The sequence below is a fragment of the Paenibacillus sp. J31P190 genome, assembly GCF_059692075.1.
In genome coordinates this window covers 61,139-79,990 of record NZ_JCAUAS010000012.1, presented here as the reverse complement: position 1 = coordinate 79,990, position 18,852 = coordinate 61,139, and the positions used below count along the sequence as shown (strand labels likewise).

Sequence of the window (18,852 nt, the reverse complement as noted above, 5' to 3'; positions counted from 1 at the left end):
ATTCTGTTTATAAAAACTTTAAAGACTCATAGGACTTGCCTAGCACAGCGGTCGTATCACCTTTTAACCATTTGTCAATAAGCGTGCTGTAAACGGACCGGAAATCAACCTCATACTTCAAATCGCCATTGTCCAAATTACTCAGGCTCGGGTACGCGCCATAAAGACCGCCATTCACCTTGCCTCCAATCACAAACGTCGGAGCTGCCGTTCCATGATCTGTTCCGCCGCTACCGTTCTCTTTCACCCTTCGCCCAAACTCCGAAAACATCATCACCACAACACGGTCCTGCAAGCCTTGCGCCTCCAAGTCTTTATAGAACGCTGTGAGACCCTCGTCGACTTGAGTCAGCACTTTGGCATGCTGTACTTTCTCATCCGCATGATCATCGAAACCGCCAATCTGTACATGGAATATTCTTGTGCCCGATTTGCCGGCCAGCAGCTTGGATACTAAATGGAGATCCCTTGCAAAATTAGTTTTCGGGTACTCCACTTTATTCGCATAGGTAGCCGTTAAAGCTTGAATTGCTTCAACACTCTTGAAGGCCTCATAGCCGCGCCCAGATACGACACGAAGCTGTTCCCTCTGATTCTGTACACCATACATCTCCAAGAATGCTTTGGTGATCCGATTTTTGTCCATCATCGCAGTTTTCGGATCAATCAGATGATACGTTTCTAGAGATTGGATCACGGGAAAGCTCATTTTCTCCGAAGCAAAAGCCTTGCCGCCTGCGCCAATCTGTATAGCTTTGAGCGGATTGCTGCTATCCCGCAAAGAAGACTCTGCATAGCGTGCAAGCCAACCGCTCCGACTCATCTGCGCTGGCTCGGCTGTCTGCCAAATTTCCATAGAGCGGAAATGAGAATGATCGGGTCCTGGATATCCAACTCCTTGTACGACTGCCATTTTCCCAAGTTTATAGAGTGCAGCGAGACCAACTAAACTCGGATGCAAGCCTACTTGATTATCTAACGGAAGCACATCCTTCTGCTGGTAAGCCAGCGTTGGCCGCGCATCATAGTAAATCCCTTGCCCATAAGGAATTAACGTATTAATGCCATCATTCCCGCCACTTAACTGAACAACAACAAGCACAGGTTCATCCACATCATCATCAAAACCGCCAGCAAAAATCGATTTTCCCGTTTCCGTAAATAAAGCCCCGCCTAGGCCTAAAGTCGCAAACATGGCTGTTCCTTTTAGCAGAAAATCCCTTCTCGATAACTTCACTTTTCTCACCCCTTGCTATTTCATTTGAGCTTCCGGGCTAATCAGCACTAATTGAAGCAAGCCTCTTAAACCCGCATTCTTTTGCTTTGTATGTATAATGGTATCATCTGCGTAAGCGCTTAAACCCTGTAAAGTCTTATCCGATAAATCAGTGATTCCTATCCGCTGACTCCACAATTTCACCCATTCTTCCGGACGGTCCTGTTGTTCAGGTGTATACTCTGTCGATGATAGCACTTTGCCGTTAAGCTGCTTGGCGATGGATTCGGCAAATTGGTACCTTGATAATAAGGAGTTTGTGTTCAGCCATGAGACGCCTCCTCTCCAACCCGCAACATCCGGCGGAGAATATAGCTCCTGTCCCATCCTCCTCATTGCTTGTGCATGCCCTTTAGAAACAGTTAGCTTACAGCATTTGAGAATACCTGCAACATAATCTGCCGGTGTTTTGATGAGAGATAACCGCAATTTCTCCTCATAAAATTCGTCAGATAGGAATAGCTCCTGCAGCACTTCCCCCACAGTAGCCTTAGCAGATATATGGTCGGCAACTTTTTGAATCCAACTTTCGGAGGGACTGTCCGTAGCAAAATATTTGAGCAGCTTTGTAGCAAGAAAGGTCGGCAGCGCTTTTTGATGGAAAATAATATCAATTACATCATCCGAATCCAACTTCCCTGTTTCTTCAAGCAGCGTTTTCGAATCATTGTCGTGTTGTTTGGGATTAAAATCTACTTTATTACCCTTCTTATCATAGGTCCATCCCGTGAAAGCGCGCGCTGCTTCCTTCACATCCGTCTCTGTATAGTGACCGATACCTAACGTGAATAGCTCCATGGCTTCGCGGGCATAATTCTCATTCGGTTTACCTTTTTTATTCCGATTCACATCTAGCCAGATCATCATGGCAGGATCTTTGCCAATTGCGAGTACGAGCTCTTTGAAATTTCCTAAAGCATGTTTGCGAAACAGTGTATTTTGCTGAACCATTAGCGTGACATCGTTAACCTTAAAATTCGCCGTTGCAAAATGGCCATGCCAGAACAACGTCATCTTCTCAATGAGCGGAGCACTAGAATATACCATCCGATATAACCAGTACATTTGTTGATCGGCTAATTGCAGCGGATCTAATGATTTCTTACCATCAGCGGTTAATTGATCAAATGGGGTTAGCGATGGCGATTGATCGATCAACGCTTCTCCTGCAATAAGCCGTCGCACCGTTTCCTCACGTCCAAGTACAATACATGCAGTAACTTCTTCCCCAGTGGAACCAAATCCGGCTCGATGTAATAAATGAACGACTTCCTTGTTAGTCCATGGTGCTCCCATGATCTCCCCCCTCGCCCTATTTTCCAAACTGTACCACAGAAATGTGTCAAAAGTGTGTGGAAATAAAAACAAACCAAGACAACTGTCCTTGGTTTGTTTTATTCGGATTACTATACTTTTGCAGCTAACTGTTTGCTTAAATCGAGGAATGAACCAACAACACGACGAACACGTTTTTCGACATCTGGATGGATATCTTGATAGGTTACACCCGTTTGGAAGCTCTTCCGCTGATCGCCTCCAATAGATAGCCAATCTGGGCAGTTAATGCCATGCAGATTACGTACAATGGTTTGCATCTGCGTCAGAGAGCTTACAGCAACTGCACCGCCTGCTGAACTAACAGATAAGACGACCTTGTTATTGAAATGATCTTGTCCTAAATGATCAAGCGCATTTTTCAAAACACCAGAAATTCCACTGTGATATTCCGGTGTTGCCAGTACGATCCCCTCTGCTTCAAGCATGGCCTCTTTTAATTTTTCAAGAGCTTCATGCCCCTCGTTTGCATCATCTGGTGTATAGAAAGGGAGCGGTGTCCGATACAAGTCAATCAACGTCACCTCGTGGCCCTCTAAGGTCGCTAGATGCTTGATATATTCAGCAAGTCTTGTACTTGTCGCTGATCTCTGATTACTTCCTGCTATCATAGTAATTTTCATAATGATCTTCCTTCCATATCTAATTCATGCATTCATTATATCTGAATTTCCATCAAATAACATTACTAATTATAATGATTATCAAAAGAGTTTTAGTATAGGTAAATGAAAAAGCTGCTTCCTCCATAGTAACCTATGAAAGAAGCAGCTCGTATGTTATTCATGTATAAGTGCTAAGGAATTAGCAATCGAAGTACAGGTTGTACTCGTGCGGGTGAATACGGATTGCTACAGCTTTCGCTTCGCCACGTTTCAATTCGATATAGTTATCGATGAAATCTTGTGTGAACACGCCGCCTTCGATCAAGAAGTCGGAATCAGCTGCAAGAGCATCCAAAGCTTCATCTAATGTACCAGGAACGCTGCGGATCTCAGCTTTCTCAGCATCGGACATTTCATAGATGTTTGTATCGAAAGGACCGTATCCAAGAGCACGCGGATCGATTTTCTTTTTGATACCGTCAAGACCTGCCATCAGCATTGCTGCGAAAGCGAGGTATGGGTTAGCCGTGCTATCCGGTGTACGGAATTCAATACGACAACCTTTAGGTGTCACAGCTGCGATTGGAATACGAACTGCTGCGGAACGGTTACCTTTGGAGAATACAAGGTTAACCGGCGCTTCGTAACCAGGAACCAGACGTTTGAAAGAGTTTGTACTTGGGTTTGTCAAAGCGATCAATGCTGGTGCGTGGTAAAGAATACCACCGATATAGTTGATTGCCATTTCACTCAGGTTTGCATATGCTCCTTTTTCATAGAACAAAGGCTCGCCTTCATTGAAGATGGACATGTGTACGTGCATACCGCTACCATTGTCACCAAACAGTGGTTTAGGCATGAAAGTAGCAACTTTACCATATTCTCTAGCCGTGTTAGCAACGATATATTTGTATTTGAGCAGGTTATCTGCTGTTTTAGTCAATGTGTCAAAGCGGAAGTTAATTTCAGCTTGACCCGCTGTAGCCACTTCGTGATGGTGACGCTCAATACGAAGACCTGCATCAGCAAGCTTGTTGCACATTTCGGAACGAATGTCTTGTTGGGAATCCATTGGAGCTACCGGAACGTAACCGCCTTTAACTGGAACTTTATAACCAAGGTTTCCGCCTTCTTCTTTACGGCCTGTGTTCCAGCCTGCTTCTTCGGAGTCAACTTCGAAGTAAGACTTATTCATGCCATTTTCGAAACGCACATCATCAAAGATGAAGAATTCGGATTCTGGTGCGAAGAATGCTGTTGTACCAACACCCGTTGTTTGCAAATATTCTTCAGCTTTTTGAGCAATGCTGCGTGGATCGCGATCATAACGTTCGCCTTCAGGCGTATGGATATTGCTCATAATGATCAAAGTTGGGTGCGCTGTGAAAGGATCAATGTACGCAGTCTCAGTATCTGGCATCATAACCATGTCAGATTGTTCAATACCACGGAATCCTGGGATGGATGAACCGTCAAACGCGACTCCGTTAACGAAAGTTTCTTCATCTACTTCAGTAGCAGGCAAAGAAATATGCTGTGCTTTTCCGGAAAGACCTACGAAACGAAAATCTACCCACTCAATATTTTTTTCCTTGATAAGGTTCAACACATTTTGAACTGACATTTTAAAAACCCTCCCATTTCCGTACATTCAACGTACTTTACATGATTAATGTTCAACTTTTGGTTGTTATCTTGCACATATTATATAGCGATTAAGCTTACACAGTCAATACTTATGTCAGGTATTTTTTATTGATGTGTAAGCTATGCTCACACAATTTCACATATTTGTCCCATATCCAGAAATAGGAAAACTGGCTTCCTCTCTCGAGGAAACCAGTCATCTTAGAACTATTCCCATTACGCCAAGATAACTTCTTTATGTGTATCAAACTTTTTACCAAGCAGTGGAGCAAGTTTCTCAAGATCAACAAGTAAATTAGCGAATTGATCAGGGAACAAGGATTGAACACCATCACCAGTCATAGAATTGTCTGGATCTGTGTGCATTTCGATGATCAAACCATCTGCTCCTGCGGCTACGGATGCCTTCGTCATAGGAACAACAAGCTCTCTACGGCCAGTACCGTGACTCGGATCAGAGATTACCGGAAGATGGCTCAATTGTTTAAGAACCGGAATTGCCGATAAATCCAATGTATTCCGTGTGTACGTTTCGAATGTTCGGATTCCGCGTTCACAAAGCATAACATTCGGGTTACCGCCAGCAAGAATGTATTCAGCAGCATTCAAGAATTCATCATATGTTGAGCTGAAACCACGTTTGAGTAATACTGGCGTTTGAATGGTTCCCAGCTTGCGAAGCAAGTCAAAGTTTTGCATATTGCGTGTACCTACTTGCAGGATATCCGCGTATTGTGCACATACATCAACATAGTCAGGTGTCATAACTTCTGTAATTGTAAGAAGACCATGCTTCTTACCCGCTTCAGCCATCATGATCAAGCCTTCAACGCCAACACCTTGGAAGCTGTAAGGACCTGTTCTTGGTTTAAATGCGCCACCGCGGAGAACTTGACCTCCCGCTGCTTTCACTAAACGTGCAATCTCATCGATTTGCTCTGGTGTTTCCACGGCACAAGGGCCACCCATAACAACAAGCTGCTCCCCACCGATTTCAACACCTTTAATTTTGATAACCGTATCAGCCGGATGAAAGTCACGACTTGCTAATTTATAGGATTTGGAAATTTTCACGACTTGCTCAACTCCTGACATTTGACGCAACTGTTCGGCTAATTTAGGATCTGCTTGACCGATAATTCCGATTACTGTGCGATCCTCACCTTTGGAGACGTGAGCTTGAACACCTTGCTTTTCTATGAATTGTACAATTTCCTGAATACGCTCATCTGACGTTTTGTTGGATGTAATGGCGATCATCTTCAACACGCTCCTTATTATATGGGTTGGAACACTTGTATACTTCAACGCTTGTTCGCTTCTACGCTTTTAACCGCTAAAGTAAATATACAACGCTCGACGAGTTTTCGTCAAGCGTTTAATTTATTTGCTATTCTTTTGTATTCGAAGGGGCTAGTTGATCTTTACGGATTCTACGTTTTTCTTTGCGACGATTAGTATGATATTTAAGTAAAAGCACCACTGGGAAGTAAGCAATAACCCCAAGTACCAATCCAACCACCATACCGCCTACAATCAGATCCAAACCACCTCTAATAATATTAGAAAGCATGTGCGGTAAATGATGTATCAGATAAATCTTGAAGTGTTTCGGTACCAACCAATCCCCCACTTGCTTATTGAGTATTGAGAATGGAATATAAATCACTTTTCCAAACACAAAACCAATTAACGCTCCGGGTAAATTAGCTCTTAATAAATAAACCAACGGAAAGATAAGAACGAATGCAAAACCGGCTGTAGGTAAAGTAAACATCTCTACAAACAATCCAATGGAAAAGCCGCGTGCTACTTTGGAAGGACCGCCTTTGGCACGTAAGAGAAGTAAATATTTATATTTAAACCAGCGCTTCGTACTTTTCCAATCGTAGCGAGCCTTCACTTTCATCATTTTCACCTTCTGAGTGCTTTGCATGCTGGTCTCAATCCCGCCCTGTGGAATAAATAAGGATTACTCACTGCTAGCTGCTTTGGATTTAACAGCCGGAATGAGCTTCTTCATATTAATAGTACGTGTAATTCCCCAACTGGTTTCATCTTTCGCATCATAGCCTTCCAAGTAGGAAATGACCTCTTTGGTTATAGGTGTCGGAGTTGAAGCACCCGATGTAACACCGACCTTGCGCACATTGGTTAACCACGAGCGATTAAGCTCCGTGATATCAGATATTCTATACGCTCTAACTCCTGCAATTTCCTCTGAAACTTGCGCTAAGCGGTTCGAATTATTACTTTTCGGATCTCCAACTACGATAACTAGATCGACTTCCTTCGCTTGTTCAGCAACCGCTTCTTGTCTAACCTGCGTGGCTAGACAGATCTCATTATGAATCTCAGCTTTTGGGAAAAGTTCAAGTAAACGATTCATGATATGCTTAATGTCCCATTGGCTCATTGTTGTTTGGTTCGTAATAATAATACGTTCGGCTTTAATGTTTAGTTGGTCAGCTTCTTCAAGCTTCTCGATGAGGTGTACTTGATCCGGAGCTACACCTATTGCGCCTTCCGGCTCAGGATGAGCTTTCTTCCCGATATAGATAACTTCATAGCCGTCGGCAACTTTTTCTCGAATTAAATCGTGTGTCTTCGTTACATCTGGGCAGGTTGCATCCACAACGGTTAAGCCCTTGTCTCGGGCTCGGCGCCTTACCTCAGGGGATACCCCATGAGCAGTGAAAATGACCGTCCCTGTTTCGATTTGTTCTATTATTTCAAGTCGGTTCTCGCCATCTAATGTGATGACACCTTCTTCTTTGAAGAAATCAGTAACATGCGCATTATGAACAATCATGCCTAATATATAAATAGGTCTGGGAAGATTTAAGTTTTTAGCAGTTTGCATAGCAAGTGCCATAGCATCTACAACGCCATAACAATAGCCTCTGGGTGATATTCGGACTACTTCCATTTCTTCCACCTGCCTAAGAAAACATTATTTTCTTTCATTATAGCTGATTATACGGAGAGAGGAAAGTTTGCTGGGAGCCAAATCATAAAGGTACTTCCCTCGTCTTTGCGCGTTGTCACTTCAATAGACCCGCCGTGTTCATCAATAATCCATTTGGCAATCGATAAACCAAGTCCAGTTCCTGACGTCAGTCCCCTGGATAAATCTGCGCGATAAAATCGGTCGAAAATATGAGGAATATCCTCTTTATCCATGCCAATTCCCGTATCGGCAATCCGAATACCAATAAAGCTATCCGTTCGCGACGCCTCGAACCTTACGGTTCCAGCAGGTGTATACTTGAACGCATTTTCGATGAAAATAAACAACAATTGCTGCAAGTAATCCCGGTTCCCTTGCACGACCGCGTGTTCTAGTGCATCTAGATCACCCACTTGCCAATCAGCAGTATGCTCTAGCAATTGAGCCCGCCTTACCACTTCTTGAACGAGCGGCATGATCTCAACTGGCTTCTTCTCCATAAGAACGCCGGCATCTGCTCTCGCCAAAGCCAGAAGATCATTAACTAGTCTGCTCATTCGCTGTGCTTCACCTGCAATATCATGCATCGCCTCGAGTGACATCTGCATTTGATCAGGCGTAGCAAGTTCTGTACTCCCCGAAGTTTGCTTCCACATCTTTTCCAACAAGTCGACATTTCCTCGAATCGTTGTCAGCGGTGTTCTCAGCTCATGAGAAGCGTCCGATACGAACCGGCGCTGAGCGCGGTACGCTTCATCTAATTCCAGATAGGTGATCTCAATACGAGAGAGCATCCCATTGATCGTCTCCGTCAAGCGCCCAATCTCATCAAGTGGACCGTCATAGTGGATACGCTTCTCCAGATCATCGCTGCTTCCTATTTGATTCGCGGCATCAATGACGCGTTCGATCGGCTTGAGCGCTTTGCGTGCCAAGAACCATCCAAGTGAAGCTGCCACAATAATCGTGAGTAATGCCCAAATCATCAGCGTATACCCAAGGGTAACGGACGTTTTTTCATAACTGCTAATCGGTACAGCCGCTTGAAGAACCCCGATGAGCTGGCTCTGATCATCGGACCTGATCGCTTGATTATAAATGAGGAAGTCTTGCCCAAGTACCTTAGTCTTTTCGAAAAAACCATCCTCTTGCTTTAATTTATCAATCGTATTCTTCGCAAAAGGCAAAGTAACATCATAGTATTGTAAGTTAGCCGAGCGATTAAAACTTTTAAGTGCAACATTATATAATTGCAGAAACGTATTCGTAGAGTAGAAATCTCTGCTTTCGAGTTCCAAATCAACGACGAGTCCCTTTTGCGAAAGAGCAAAGCTCTTCTGAATACGCAACGAAGTGTTCTGTGCTTCCCTTTTCACATCTTGGCGAATTTGATCGTATAGGAAGTAATTCAAGAAAAAATAAAGGACAATGCCAAAGAGCAGCATGGTTAGTGCCAATATACCTGAATACCAAAGCGTTAGCCGCAAGCGAAGAGACATATTAAGTTTCCCCTCTCAATACGTAGCCTGCCCCCCGAACCGTTTGAATCAATCGTTTATGGCCAAATTCTTCGGTTTTTTGGCGCAGCAGCGCGATATAAACCTCCAGAACATTGGATTCACCGCTATAATCGTAGCCCCATATTTTTTCCATAATAATATCCCGTGAAAGGACACGCTTCGGATTCTGCATAAACAAATGAAGTAAATCAAACTCCTTGGTTGTTAACTCAATCAGTTTCTCACCGCGGAAAACCTCACGTGTATCCAAATCCAAAATGGTATCCTCATAACTCAATCTATTCGTTTGCTGCTCAGGACGCTCCGTTCTCCTTCTTAGAAGTACACGCACTCTGGCCAGCAGCTCTTCAAGCGCAAACGGCTTGACCAAATAATCGTCTGCCCCGAGATCCAAGCCTTTCACGCGATCACTGACTTCATCTTTTGCTGTAAGCATAAGAATCGGTACCTCGCTGCCGCTTTCACGCACTCGACGAACGACCTCCCAGCCATCAATATGCGGCATCATGACGTCCAAGATCACCAGATGTGGTTCCGATGTTAACATTTGCTTGAGACCATCCGCACCGTTGGTCGCTGTGACGACGGAATATCCTTCAAAAGCCAAACCTCGTCTCAACATAGACGTAATTTTCTCATCATCATCAATAACCATTATGTTCTCTCTCATCGACTGGACCACCCTTCTTTCAACCATTGTAACAAATTCCGCTCCAAGCAAAAAGAAGCAGAGCCTGCAAGCTTGCGGCCGCGGGACTCCACTTCCTTTTATTCCGAACTAACCTTCATTTATCTCTCTAATTTTTCTTTTTATTATTGGGCAGGTGTCTCGGCTAGCGCATTTTTATCCCCGACTGTAATAGGTACTTCCATACGCTTGCCGTCTCGAATTAGTCCCAAAGTGACCTTGTCGCCAACTTTCGCTGCCTGAACTTTAGTAATCAATTCCTGCGAATTTTTCACCTTGGCTCCGTTAATATCTACAATGACATCGTATTGACGCAGACCAGCTTGGAAAGCAGGACTTTTACGTTGAACGCTGCCAACTAATGCCCCGTCTGTGTTCGAAAGCTTCAATTCACTTACCCAGTCTTTACCAATATCTTGTAGGCCTACACCTAAGTAAGGAACCGGTTCTTTAGGAATTTGAACATTGTTTTTAAGATTTTCAAGAACGGAAGAAATTGTGCTAGTAGGAATGGCGAAACCAATTCCTTGTGCTTGAGAACTAACGGCCGTATTAATACCAATAACTTCACCATTCAAGTTCAGTAAAGGTCCGCCGGAATTACCTGGGTTAATGGATGCGTCCGTTTGCAGTAAGTGCTTATATTCGCGAGTTCCTTTCGCATCTGGAATGCTGATAGGACGCTCCTTCGCACTAAGCACACCTACAGTAACTGTGTGGTCGAAGCCGTATGGATTACCGATGGCTACAACCCAATCCCCAACATTCACATCTTCAGCTTTACCAAGTGGGAGGATTGGAAACTCTTTATCGCCTTCGATTTTGAGTACAGCCAAATCCAAATCGTAGCTGTTACCTAACAATTTAGCTTTAAATGGCTTATCATAACCTTCTACCGTAACTTGAATTTCATCAGCGCCATCTACAACGTGCTCATTGGTTAAAATATATCCTGTTTTTTCGAAAATAAACCCTGTTCCCATACCTGCCGGCTGCAGTTCGCCATTGCCGGAATTATTCTGATTAGGCGTTGTATTACCGCCGCCATTATCCCCAAAGAATTGACGGAAGAACGGATCATCAAAGAGGGAATTACCGCCACGGCTTGTTTGCTTCGGTTTCACGAGCGATTCAACCTTAACAATTGCAGGCCCAGCGTTCTGTGCAATAGCTGAAATGTTCCCTGGACGAACAACATCCAGCCCAACATTTTTCACTTCGCCTCCATTACTGCTTCCGCTCTTCGTCGCAGCTGCTGTGGAGCTGCCCGAAGCTAAAGGCTGATTGCCAGTAAACAAATTCATTTTATCAGCGCTGAACATAAGTGCACCTACGACCAAGGCGCCTGCCATGAAAGCTGCAAAAACGCTTTTCACAGATGAACGCTTTCTTGCGTTTGGATCCCAAGGACCTGAGCCTTGTGGGACGCCTGCTTCAGGTCCAAAACTAAAAGGACGCAAGTTCTTAGGCGGAGTAACTTCAACACTGGAGGTTCCCTCCGTTCCCGAAGAAGAAGTTGTAAGCGAATGCCCTTCGTTTTCTTCGTTAAAAGCCGACTTGTAAGGGCCATACGAATAATAGTAGGAAGGTCTTGCTTTGTTAGGATCTTGTGGATTTTGTGTATCTTGCGGGTCTTGATGATTAGAATCATTTCGATTAACGCGATCATTGTTACTGCTATTGTCGTTCTGCGGCTTAAAGAAGTCGCTATAGTCTTTCTTATTGTCTTCCATAGTTCTTACCTCCATTTGATTAATAAAGTTATAAGTGCATGCTTCTTGAAGGGTTATGTCTTGCTCTCTGTAGTTCTATCATGCACCTACAACCTTAAACGAATATTAAAAAACAATAAAATGGAGGTAAAAAAAGGGCTAACTCATTGTATCCAAGCTTGTTCCACTTTATGGAGCAGTCCAGCGGCTTCTTTCACCCATTTATCTTCGATTTTGGCATCGGGATCAAGCGGGGTTTGGAATTGATCGATCAAAGCGCCATAGGTTTCAGCTTCCGCATCCTGACTAAGCCCTTCATTATAAACATGCTTCAGAACGAAAGGAGTTCCCACTTCGACGATCGCATCCGTTGATTCGGCGTCGCCATCAATCCTTCCTGTCACAACTTGAAAAGGAATACGCAGCCAAACTAGATGATCTTCATCTAAATAGTGGTCAAAATAGCCATGATCGTAATCCCAATTACCGCCCAGAGCAAAATCGAATTCATGCAGGTGCTCACGGACACTGTCGAAAGATTCTTGAACCTGCTCCAATGATGATGATATTGTTTTCATTCAGACACTCCTTAAGCGCTCATATTATTTTACTTACGCATAGAATGTGTCAAAATCTTGATTTTATGTGTGTTACGTTCCTTATTATCAAACCAAGCCTTTGCGGTGAGCGAAGATAGCAAGCTGAGTCCGATCCTCTAATTCACACTTCATTAGAAGGTTGCTGACGTGTGTTTTGACCGTTTTGATACTAATAAAAAGCTCTTCTGAAATATCTTTATTACTTTTTCCCTCTGCAATCAAAAGCAATACTTCTCTCTCTCTCGAAGTCAACCCTTCTTCCTCAGGTGTACTATTACGCTGCCTAATCCCTCTTGTAAGCGCCAAGGACACTTCTGAGTTCATAACCGGCATACCGCGGTAAGCGCTCAGAATCGCATGAATCAATTGGTCGGATGAAACCGTCTTCAGCATATAACTGATGGCACCCGATTCGACAGCTTCAAGAACCTTCGCTTCCTCCAAGAAGCTGGTCAGCATAATAACCTTAACCTGTGGAAATTTACTGCAAATCAACTTGGTGGCGCCTATACCATCCAGAACCGGCATGGTTAGATCCATCAAAATGACATCCGGCAAATGATGAGAAAGTTCTTGATTTAACTTATCGAACGCATCCTGGCCATTGCTTGCTTCCCCTACAACTTCCAAACCGGGTTCTAGTGAGATGTAGGTTCGAAGCCCCACCCGAACCATGTCGTGATCATCTACGATCATCACTTTAATATTACTGCTCATTTATTTCTCCACCTCTTTCCTTCATTAGAAAGCTCGACTGTCCTGTAAAACGCGGAATGCGCACTCTAACTCGAGTTCCTGATCCTAACTTGCTGTCTATCTCCACTTCCCCACCAAGCTTTTGCGCTCGCTCTCTCATTGTTGATAAACCATGTGAAGCCGATGGAATGTCTCTACGTTCAAAGCCTTGACCGTCATCCTGCAGCTGAAGCACATACTGATGCTCTCTTTCATATATAGCTAGGCGAACTTGCTTGGCAGAAGCGTGCTTAACTACGTTCGCAAGACCTTCTTGTATAATGAGGAAAAATTGATGTTCAATCGCTTCAGATATCGTTTCATGCAGAGAAACATCAAGCATGCCCTGCAGCTCATGGTTTCGGCAATATTCCGGAAACCATTTCTCTAGGGCTTCTTGTAAGCTCATATCCCCCAATTCGATGGGTCTTAATTGCGAAATGAGTCCGCGCATCTGCTTCTGGGCATGGTGAGACATTTGAATAAGCTGATTCATAACGCCCGGCGCCGCATCCGGGTTTCTCTCCAAAATTTTGGGTAAAGAGGATGCTGACATATGAATGGCGAACAGCTCTTGACTAACCGTATCGTGCAAATCTCGCGCCAGTCGGCGTCTTTCCTCAAGCACAGCATTTTCGGTGAGCTCCTGATCCCGAATCGCCTCGGCCTCACCCAATTTTTGCAGCAGCTGAATGCGCTCTTCAACGGCAGAGGCCATGTTATTAAAAGCATCATACAAATACAAGAATGGTTCTACGGGTTCCATTTCAATCCGGCTGGAGAAATTCCCTTTGGACAATTCGAGCATGGCCACATGCAGCTCATCCACTTTACGCTGCCATCTTTTGGTCGCAACATACCCCACCGTTAGACAGACCAAGAGAATGGCTATGACGAACCACATTCGGAACTGCCAAGAAACAAGCTCCTCCTTATAATATTCAAGCACAATATATATGCTAGATACCGTAAGTAAACTCGAGATAAGAAAGTAGTTCAGCAGCTGCCACTTCATATTGAACATTCGCAATTTGTACATGCTCCATCCTTAACCTATCTTTTTGATTGTAATGTCACCAATAAACATGCTCGTGGTTACAATTATTTTCCGGTCAGCCTCTTCATAGTGCGAGGTCTGCGTTCTCACGCTGCGCAGAAACCCACTCTCACGCCGATCAAGCACTTTCATATCTCCGATAAATGAACTTGCCATTACACGAACCTCAACATCAATATCATTGGGAATGAATATTTTCACATCCCCAATAAATGCTGAAACATGAATGGTTGTCTCTCCCAAAGGAATGGCTGCACGAGTAAGATCTATGACAGAATCACCAATGAAATGTGAGATCTGAATCGGCTTCAGTTCCCAAGCTTCTTGTCCCAGATGCACATCTCCGATAAAACCATGCCGATGAAGTACATCACCAGAGTTGAAGTTACGTACAAAATCATCGTACTTGTGCCCATGATGGTTATAAGCATGCGTTTGCGGTTGTTGCGGTGGCTGAGGGTGTCTACTTGGATCTGGTTCCCCCGGCGCGTCTGGCACATCCCACATCTGCTTATCATGAAACTCGCCGTGAATATCCTTGAGTACGGCTTTTTCTTCGTCACTGAGCTCATGCTTTACTTCATTAAAAGTGGATTTACTATCGCGCTCCTTCTCATTTGTAGGCGATGGCACTCCATCACTCCATTTAGGTTGATCCCAAGGATTTCTATGTTTTTCATGCTGCAATCTTCTAGCCTCACGTCTTGCCTGTCTAGCCTGATCTTTCGCCTCTTTAATAGAAGGCCAATCCGGTGACTCTTTCTTGCTAGGTTTAAAAATCACATTTAATCCAAATAGGATTAAGGCAATAGGTCCCAAAATCTGAAACATCTCTCCAACCGATCGATCGGTCAGCTTTAAATTCTTCAGGAGAAAGATCGTTCCCATACAGCACACGAGTAGACTCCAAATTGAGCCTCCCCAATGATACCTACGCTGCCAAACAAATCCAACGAGACCGTAGAAAATAAGAATGACAGGCCAATAAGTGGAAAACATATAAGCAAGATCAATATCAATAAATCCTAATTGGTTAAGTAAATAAAGGACACCTGCCGTTACGAGGACAAGACCCCAAATTATTCTTTGAAACATATGCGGATTCATACTTCTTCCTCCATTTGTGTACAACGTCGTTAAGATACCTCTAGTTTATAAGATACAGCCATGAATGAAAAGAGACGAGAGATTGATGGTTTCCTCGGTCTAGAGACTGAGTTTTAATCAAAAATAAATGAATAACTGACATCAATTATTTTAAAAACGAACAATAGCCATCATATGTTATGTATTCTTACGTATTTCGTTGACATGCTTATCATCAGAACCGTATAATTGGTGCAAAGAATTCCTCAAACATAAGGAGAGATCAGATTATGGATGCAATCCAACAGCTTTCTAGCGGCCTAGATACCATATGGGTGGTTCTGACAGCTGCCATGATTCTATTGATGGAAGGCGGCTTCGCTTTATTGGAGGCTGGTTTCGTCAGACAAAAAAATGCGGTAAGTATCATCATGAAAGTATTTGTTGATATCTCTTTCGGAGCACTTATTTTTTACTTATTCGGCTTCGCTCTTATGTACGGGAAAGATGTTTCCGGACTAATTGGAACTACTGGCTTCTTCATGGGAGGAGATTTAACACATATCGTTTTAAATATCTCACATGAGACTTATTGGCTATTCCAGTGCGCTTTTGTTATCGCTGTGATCTCGATCGTATCTGGCGCAGTAGCCGAACGCATCAACTTCCGTGCTTACATTCTATACACCATCGCAATGACTGGTTTAATTTACCCTATTGCTGGCCACTGGGTTTGGGCCGTCAATGGATGGCTCGGCAAATTAGGCATGGTTGATTTCGCAGGTTCAGCTGTCATTCACGCACTTGGCGGCTTCTCTGCTCTTGCCGCAGCTATGATCATTGGTCCGCGGATTGGCAAATTTTCCACTAGCGGCACGGCTAACATTGTACCGCCGTCTAATTTGCCGCTTGCCTCAGTAGGCGCATTTATCCTTTGGTTCGGTTGGTTCGGCTTTAACTCAGGAAGCACACTAAGTGCCACCAACACTTCGATCGGTCACATTGCAGTAACCACCATGCTGGCGGCAGCAGCGGGCAGCGCAACGTGCATCCTATTCACCATGATGCGTTACCGTAAAGCCGATCCCCCTATGGTTATCAACGGCGCTCTTGCAGGGCTCGTTGGCATTACCGCAGGCTGTGCTTTCGTTAGTGATGCTGCCGCCATTTTGATCGGAGCTATTTGCGGAATCGCCATGGTTTATGCAACAGAAATGCTAGAAGCTAGACGGATTGATGATCCCGTCGGTGCCTTTCCAGTTCATGGTATCAGCGGCAGCATCGGGACTCTCGCTGTAGGATTATTCGCGCAACCTGACGCCATCCGGGAAGGTACTGCTGGTTTATTCTATGGCGGCGGCTTCAGCCTACTAGGAGTTCAAGCTTTAGGGCTTGTTACCGTTTGTATATGGGGATTCGTTATTACTTGGGGTTGTATGAAGCTAATTCAACTTATCGTTCCGCTTCGAGTTAGCAGAGATGAGGAATTAGTCGGATTAGACGTCGGTATCCACGGTGTTCCAGCTTACAGCCAAGAGGATGGATTTCTGGACTTAGAACAACTAAAGAAAGGCCAATGACAACAATAAAAAACCTTCCAAATGGAAGGTTTTTTTGTTTGTATTAAGAAAGCAGCTCTTCAATCTCATCCGGTACTGAGATCACATCGCCTGGTTTGGATTCATTCATAATTTGTCTCGCATGGGCAATTTCAGCTCTTAGCTTCCTAACTTGCTCCATGGGTTTCTTCACATAGTGGATATATTCGACTGCAAGATGATGATCAGGTTTCTTACCAGAAAACATGCGGCGAAATGATGACATGGTCTGATAAGCGCGCTCTTCTTTCATTCTTTTGATTTCGTAGCGCTCTACTACCTGCTCAATATCCAGGACCTGCTGTTCCTTGCGGACAATGTAAGCTTCCAAGAAAGGAAGTACCTCTGCAGCTTTCCTTGGTGTTTTTTGAGGTTTTCCGTCCAATCGCAAAGCATTCAGCATGATCACTCACCTATCTCCCCGTGTCAAGATTTATAACAGTAATCTTATTTTACACCAAAATAGTCGATTTGAGAACCTTTATTTCAATATTAAATCAATTCCTACAACACCAACAGGGGTTCCTGTGTCATCTATTATTGCTTTTGACATCGTGATACATGGTTTTTTGGTAATAGCTGACACGTATTCCGGAGAAACGAACAGTTCTCCCCCCATTGCACGCTTCCACCACTCTCTGCCCTTTGCATTAACTAACCCTGCCTCAGGCATCGAATAGATGAAGGTTCCATCCGCGCGGTTAGACCAGATGGCTTCAATTCCGGCCGTTTTCTGCAAAATAGTGCCTAAATGGGAAGCATGCTTAGTATCAAGCAATGAAGTTATGTCAGGTATTAGCACAAGTGAGCTAAGTACTTGCTTCATTTCCTGGATATTTACATGAATCGTACCTTCTTTATTTTGCATACCTACTGCTTGTATCGCCTCTATCAGTTCCTTAGAGGAACGATCTAGATTTTGGTTGATATGCTGCAGCATCGAAACTTCATGGCGCTGCTTTTTCATTTGATCCAAGGTAATCTCCACACTAGACATCGTCTCATTCATCAAATCAACAACTTGACCCAGGGATGTTCTTGTACCTGAGACAAGCGAGGACTGAGTCTGAGTGGAGCTTGTTGTACTCGATACAAGACTATTAACATTCAGAATCAACGCGAAGATCGTATCGATCTTGTCTTTTATTATTTTCATCTCAGCTATCCCATGAGCGACGGATGCTTTCTCTTCAGCAACTGCTGTCACGACTTGTGAAACACCGCTCTCGATTGATGCCAATAGTTCGGAAGATTTCGTAACCGCTTCGTGACTTTGTGTGGCCAGCTTCTTAATTTCCTGTGCGACCACAGAAAAGCCTCGTCCATGCTCACCCGCTCTGGCCGCTTCAATGGATGCATTAAGCGCGAGCAGCGAGGTTTGAGAAACCACTTCCGCAATAAAGGTATTGATTTCTTCTATCTTTGATGTATGTCCTGTCAAATCCTGAATCTTCTTCTGCATGGTATCATTATTAATATGTAGATCATTCATAACTTCATCCGTGGCATTCAGTGACCGGCATACATCGACCACCGTATCTTTGGTTTGCTCACTCTCTTGATGCATATGTAAGGACGAATCTAGAATTTGGTCTGCTGCAGCCGCTACCTGCTGAATCGCAGCGAATGCTTCCTGCAACTGTCCAACGGCTTGATTACTTCGAATCTTCAGATCCTCTTCCCCTTGAATTGAAGCATCGGCTATTTGCAAAAGATGTCCGATCGAACGATTCACTTCCTCAACAGCAGCTGCTAATCTATCCGCTACAACCTGAGATTCTTGTATAAACGTTCGGAATTGCTCTTGTTGACCGTTATTATCGTGGCTATTAGATGACCTTAATGATCTGGAACTAAGCCAAGAAACTATACCTATAAACAAAAAAACAGCCAAACTTGCAGCCGTAAACCATCGAGAGGAAGTAAATAACTCGATTACACTTACTGTAATACCAATGAGAATAAGAGCATATAACCAAGCTTTGTGTTTCATTTCTGCGCGCATAAGCAATGGAACTCCTCCCAAAAGGAACCTAATGTTAGT

The 18,852-nt window shown here is 43.9% G+C and carries 17 protein-coding genes; 1 reads left to right on the top strand and 16 read right to left on the bottom strand.

Features of this window, described 5'->3' with window-relative positions; translation table 11 throughout:
• Positions 1-7: 7 nt before the first annotated feature.
• The 14 genes from AC58U0_RS21005 to liaF form a co-directional block, all read right to left on the bottom strand.
• Positions 8-1,237: a DUF1501 domain-containing protein gene (locus tag AC58U0_RS21005; protein WP_497380927.1), complete on the bottom strand. Its 1,230-nt coding sequence runs from the start codon at positions 1,235-1,237 to the stop codon at positions 8-10.
• A 15-nt stretch (positions 1,238-1,252) separates the two neighbouring features.
• Positions 1,253-2,572, bottom strand: coding sequence for a DUF1800 domain-containing protein (locus tag AC58U0_RS21000; protein WP_497380925.1), 1,320 nt, complete (start codon positions 2,570-2,572; stop codon positions 1,253-1,255).
• Positions 2,573-2,682: 110 nt separating this feature from the next.
• On the bottom strand, positions 2,683-3,234 hold the full coding sequence (locus AC58U0_RS20995; RefSeq protein ID WP_497380924.1) for an NADPH-dependent FMN reductase: 552 nt from the start codon (positions 3,232-3,234) through the stop codon (positions 2,683-2,685).
• A gap of 181 nt (positions 3,235-3,415) precedes the next feature.
• Complete coding sequence (gene glnA, locus AC58U0_RS20990; protein WP_171691892.1) at positions 3,416-4,840, bottom strand: type I glutamate--ammonia ligase; 1,425 nt, start codon at positions 4,838-4,840, stop codon at positions 3,416-3,418.
• Between the two features lie 239 nt (positions 4,841-5,079).
• The gene (gene aroF / locus AC58U0_RS20985) at positions 5,080-6,123 is read right to left on the bottom strand and encodes a 3-deoxy-7-phosphoheptulonate synthase (protein WP_497380922.1); all 1,044 of its coding nucleotides are present in this window, start codon (positions 6,121-6,123) and stop codon (positions 5,080-5,082) included.
• A 130-nt stretch (positions 6,124-6,253) separates the two neighbouring features.
• A complete protein-coding gene (locus AC58U0_RS20980; protein ID WP_497380920.1) occupies positions 6,254-6,775 on the bottom strand; it encodes a DUF2062 domain-containing protein in 522 nt (173 codons plus the stop codon).
• A 60-nt stretch (positions 6,776-6,835) separates the two neighbouring features.
• Positions 6,836-7,792, bottom strand: a complete 957-nt coding sequence (locus AC58U0_RS20975) for a 4-hydroxy-3-methylbut-2-enyl diphosphate reductase (protein WP_497380919.1) — start codon at positions 7,790-7,792, stop codon at positions 6,836-6,838.
• A 47-nt stretch (positions 7,793-7,839) separates the two neighbouring features.
• Entirely contained in the window at positions 7,840-9,312 is a 1,473-nt protein-coding gene (locus AC58U0_RS20970) for a sensor histidine kinase (protein ID WP_497380918.1), read from the bottom strand.
• A gap of 1 nt (position 9,313) precedes the next feature.
• On the bottom strand, positions 9,314-10,003 hold the full coding sequence (locus AC58U0_RS20965; RefSeq protein WP_057304844.1) for a response regulator transcription factor: 690 nt from the start codon (positions 10,001-10,003) through the stop codon (positions 9,314-9,316).
• A gap of 143 nt (positions 10,004-10,146) precedes the next feature.
• Complete coding sequence (locus tag AC58U0_RS20960; protein WP_497380917.1) at positions 10,147-11,754, bottom strand: S1C family serine protease; 1,608 nt, start codon at positions 11,752-11,754, stop codon at positions 10,147-10,149.
• A 143-nt stretch (positions 11,755-11,897) separates the two neighbouring features.
• Entirely contained in the window at positions 11,898-12,311 is a 414-nt protein-coding gene (locus AC58U0_RS20955) for a YugN family protein (RefSeq protein WP_057304842.1), read from the bottom strand.
• 87 nt (positions 12,312-12,398) lie between these two features.
• Positions 12,399-13,049, bottom strand: a complete 651-nt coding sequence (locus tag AC58U0_RS20950) for a response regulator transcription factor (RefSeq protein WP_497380916.1) — start codon at positions 13,047-13,049, stop codon at positions 12,399-12,401.
• Complete coding sequence (locus AC58U0_RS20945; RefSeq protein WP_057304840.1) at positions 13,039-14,106, bottom strand: HAMP domain-containing sensor histidine kinase; 1,068 nt, start codon at positions 14,104-14,106, stop codon at positions 13,039-13,041. The genes AC58U0_RS20950 and AC58U0_RS20945 overlap by 11 nt, the downstream gene beginning before the upstream one ends.
• A 9-nt stretch (positions 14,107-14,115) precedes the next feature.
• Positions 14,116-15,231 (bottom strand): cell wall-active antibiotics response protein LiaF, encoded by a 1,116-nt coding sequence (gene liaF / locus AC58U0_RS20940; RefSeq protein ID WP_497380915.1) that lies wholly within the window; start codon positions 15,229-15,231, stop codon positions 14,116-14,118.
• A gap of 269 nt (positions 15,232-15,500) precedes the next feature.
• On the opposite strand from liaF, the gene AC58U0_RS20935 reads away from it, so the two are divergent.
• A complete protein-coding gene (locus AC58U0_RS20935; RefSeq protein WP_497380914.1) occupies positions 15,501-16,790 on the top strand; it encodes an ammonium transporter in 1,290 nt (429 codons plus the stop codon).
• A gap of 43 nt (positions 16,791-16,833) precedes the next feature.
• On the opposite strand, the gene AC58U0_RS20930 is transcribed toward AC58U0_RS20935, so the two are convergent.
• Together AC58U0_RS20930 and AC58U0_RS20925 are read right to left on the bottom strand one after the other, a co-directional pair.
• Positions 16,834-17,211 (bottom strand): hypothetical protein, encoded by a 378-nt coding sequence (locus AC58U0_RS20930; RefSeq protein ID WP_057305109.1) that lies wholly within the window; start codon positions 17,209-17,211, stop codon positions 16,834-16,836.
• 78 nt (positions 17,212-17,289) lie between these two features.
• Positions 17,290-18,813 (bottom strand): methyl-accepting chemotaxis protein, encoded by a 1,524-nt coding sequence (locus AC58U0_RS20925; RefSeq protein ID WP_497380913.1) that lies wholly within the window; start codon positions 18,811-18,813, stop codon positions 17,290-17,292.
• Positions 18,814-18,852 lie beyond the last annotated feature (39 nt).

What these genes read in the sequence shown, in the direction of transcription:
- AC58U0_RS21000 (WP_497380925.1), bottom strand. Translation starts at nt 2,572, where the DNA reads ATGGGAGCACCATGGACTAACAAGGAAGTCGTTCATTTATTACATCGA.
- AC58U0_RS20995 (WP_497380924.1), bottom strand. Translation starts at nt 3,234, where the DNA reads ATGAAAATTACTATGATAGCAGGAAGTAATCAGAGATCAGCGACAAGT.
- glnA (WP_171691892.1), bottom strand. Translation starts at nt 4,840, where the DNA reads ATGTCAGTTCAAAATGTGTTGAACCTTATCAAGGAAAAAAATATTGAG.
- aroF (WP_497380922.1), bottom strand. Translation starts at nt 6,123, where the DNA reads ATGATCGCCATTACATCCAACAAAACGTCAGATGAGCGTATTCAGGAA.
- AC58U0_RS20980 (WP_497380920.1), bottom strand. Translation starts at nt 6,775, where the DNA reads ATGATGAAAGTGAAGGCTCGCTACGATTGGAAAAGTACGAAGCGCTGG.
- AC58U0_RS20975 (WP_497380919.1), bottom strand. Translation starts at nt 7,792, where the DNA reads ATGGAAGTAGTCCGAATATCACCCAGAGGCTATTGTTATGGCGTTGTA.
- AC58U0_RS20970 (WP_497380918.1), bottom strand. Translation starts at nt 9,312, where the DNA reads ATGTCTCTTCGCTTGCGGCTAACGCTTTGGTATTCAGGTATATTGGCA.
- AC58U0_RS20965 (WP_057304844.1), bottom strand. Translation starts at nt 10,003, where the DNA reads ATGAGAGAGAACATAATGGTTATTGATGATGATGAGAAAATTACGTCT.
- AC58U0_RS20960 (WP_497380917.1), bottom strand. Translation starts at nt 11,754, where the DNA reads ATGGAAGACAATAAGAAAGACTATAGCGACTTCTTTAAGCCGCAGAAC.
- AC58U0_RS20955 (WP_057304842.1), bottom strand. Translation starts at nt 12,311, where the DNA reads ATGAAAACAATATCATCATCATTGGAGCAGGTTCAAGAATCTTTCGAC.
- AC58U0_RS20950 (WP_497380916.1), bottom strand. Translation starts at nt 13,049, where the DNA reads ATGAGCAGTAATATTAAAGTGATGATCGTAGATGATCACGACATGGTT.
- AC58U0_RS20945 (WP_057304840.1), bottom strand. Translation starts at nt 14,106, where the DNA reads ATGTACAAATTGCGAATGTTCAATATGAAGTGGCAGCTGCTGAACTAC.
- liaF (WP_497380915.1), bottom strand. Translation starts at nt 15,231, where the DNA reads ATGAATCCGCATATGTTTCAAAGAATAATTTGGGGTCTTGTCCTCGTA.
- AC58U0_RS20935 (WP_497380914.1), top strand. Translation starts at nt 15,501, where the DNA reads ATGGATGCAATCCAACAGCTTTCTAGCGGCCTAGATACCATATGGGTG.
- AC58U0_RS20930 (WP_057305109.1), bottom strand. Translation starts at nt 17,211, where the DNA reads ATGCTGAATGCTTTGCGATTGGACGGAAAACCTCAAAAAACACCAAGG.
- AC58U0_RS20925 (WP_497380913.1), bottom strand. Translation starts at nt 18,813, where the DNA reads ATGCGCGCAGAAATGAAACACAAAGCTTGGTTATATGCTCTTATTCTC.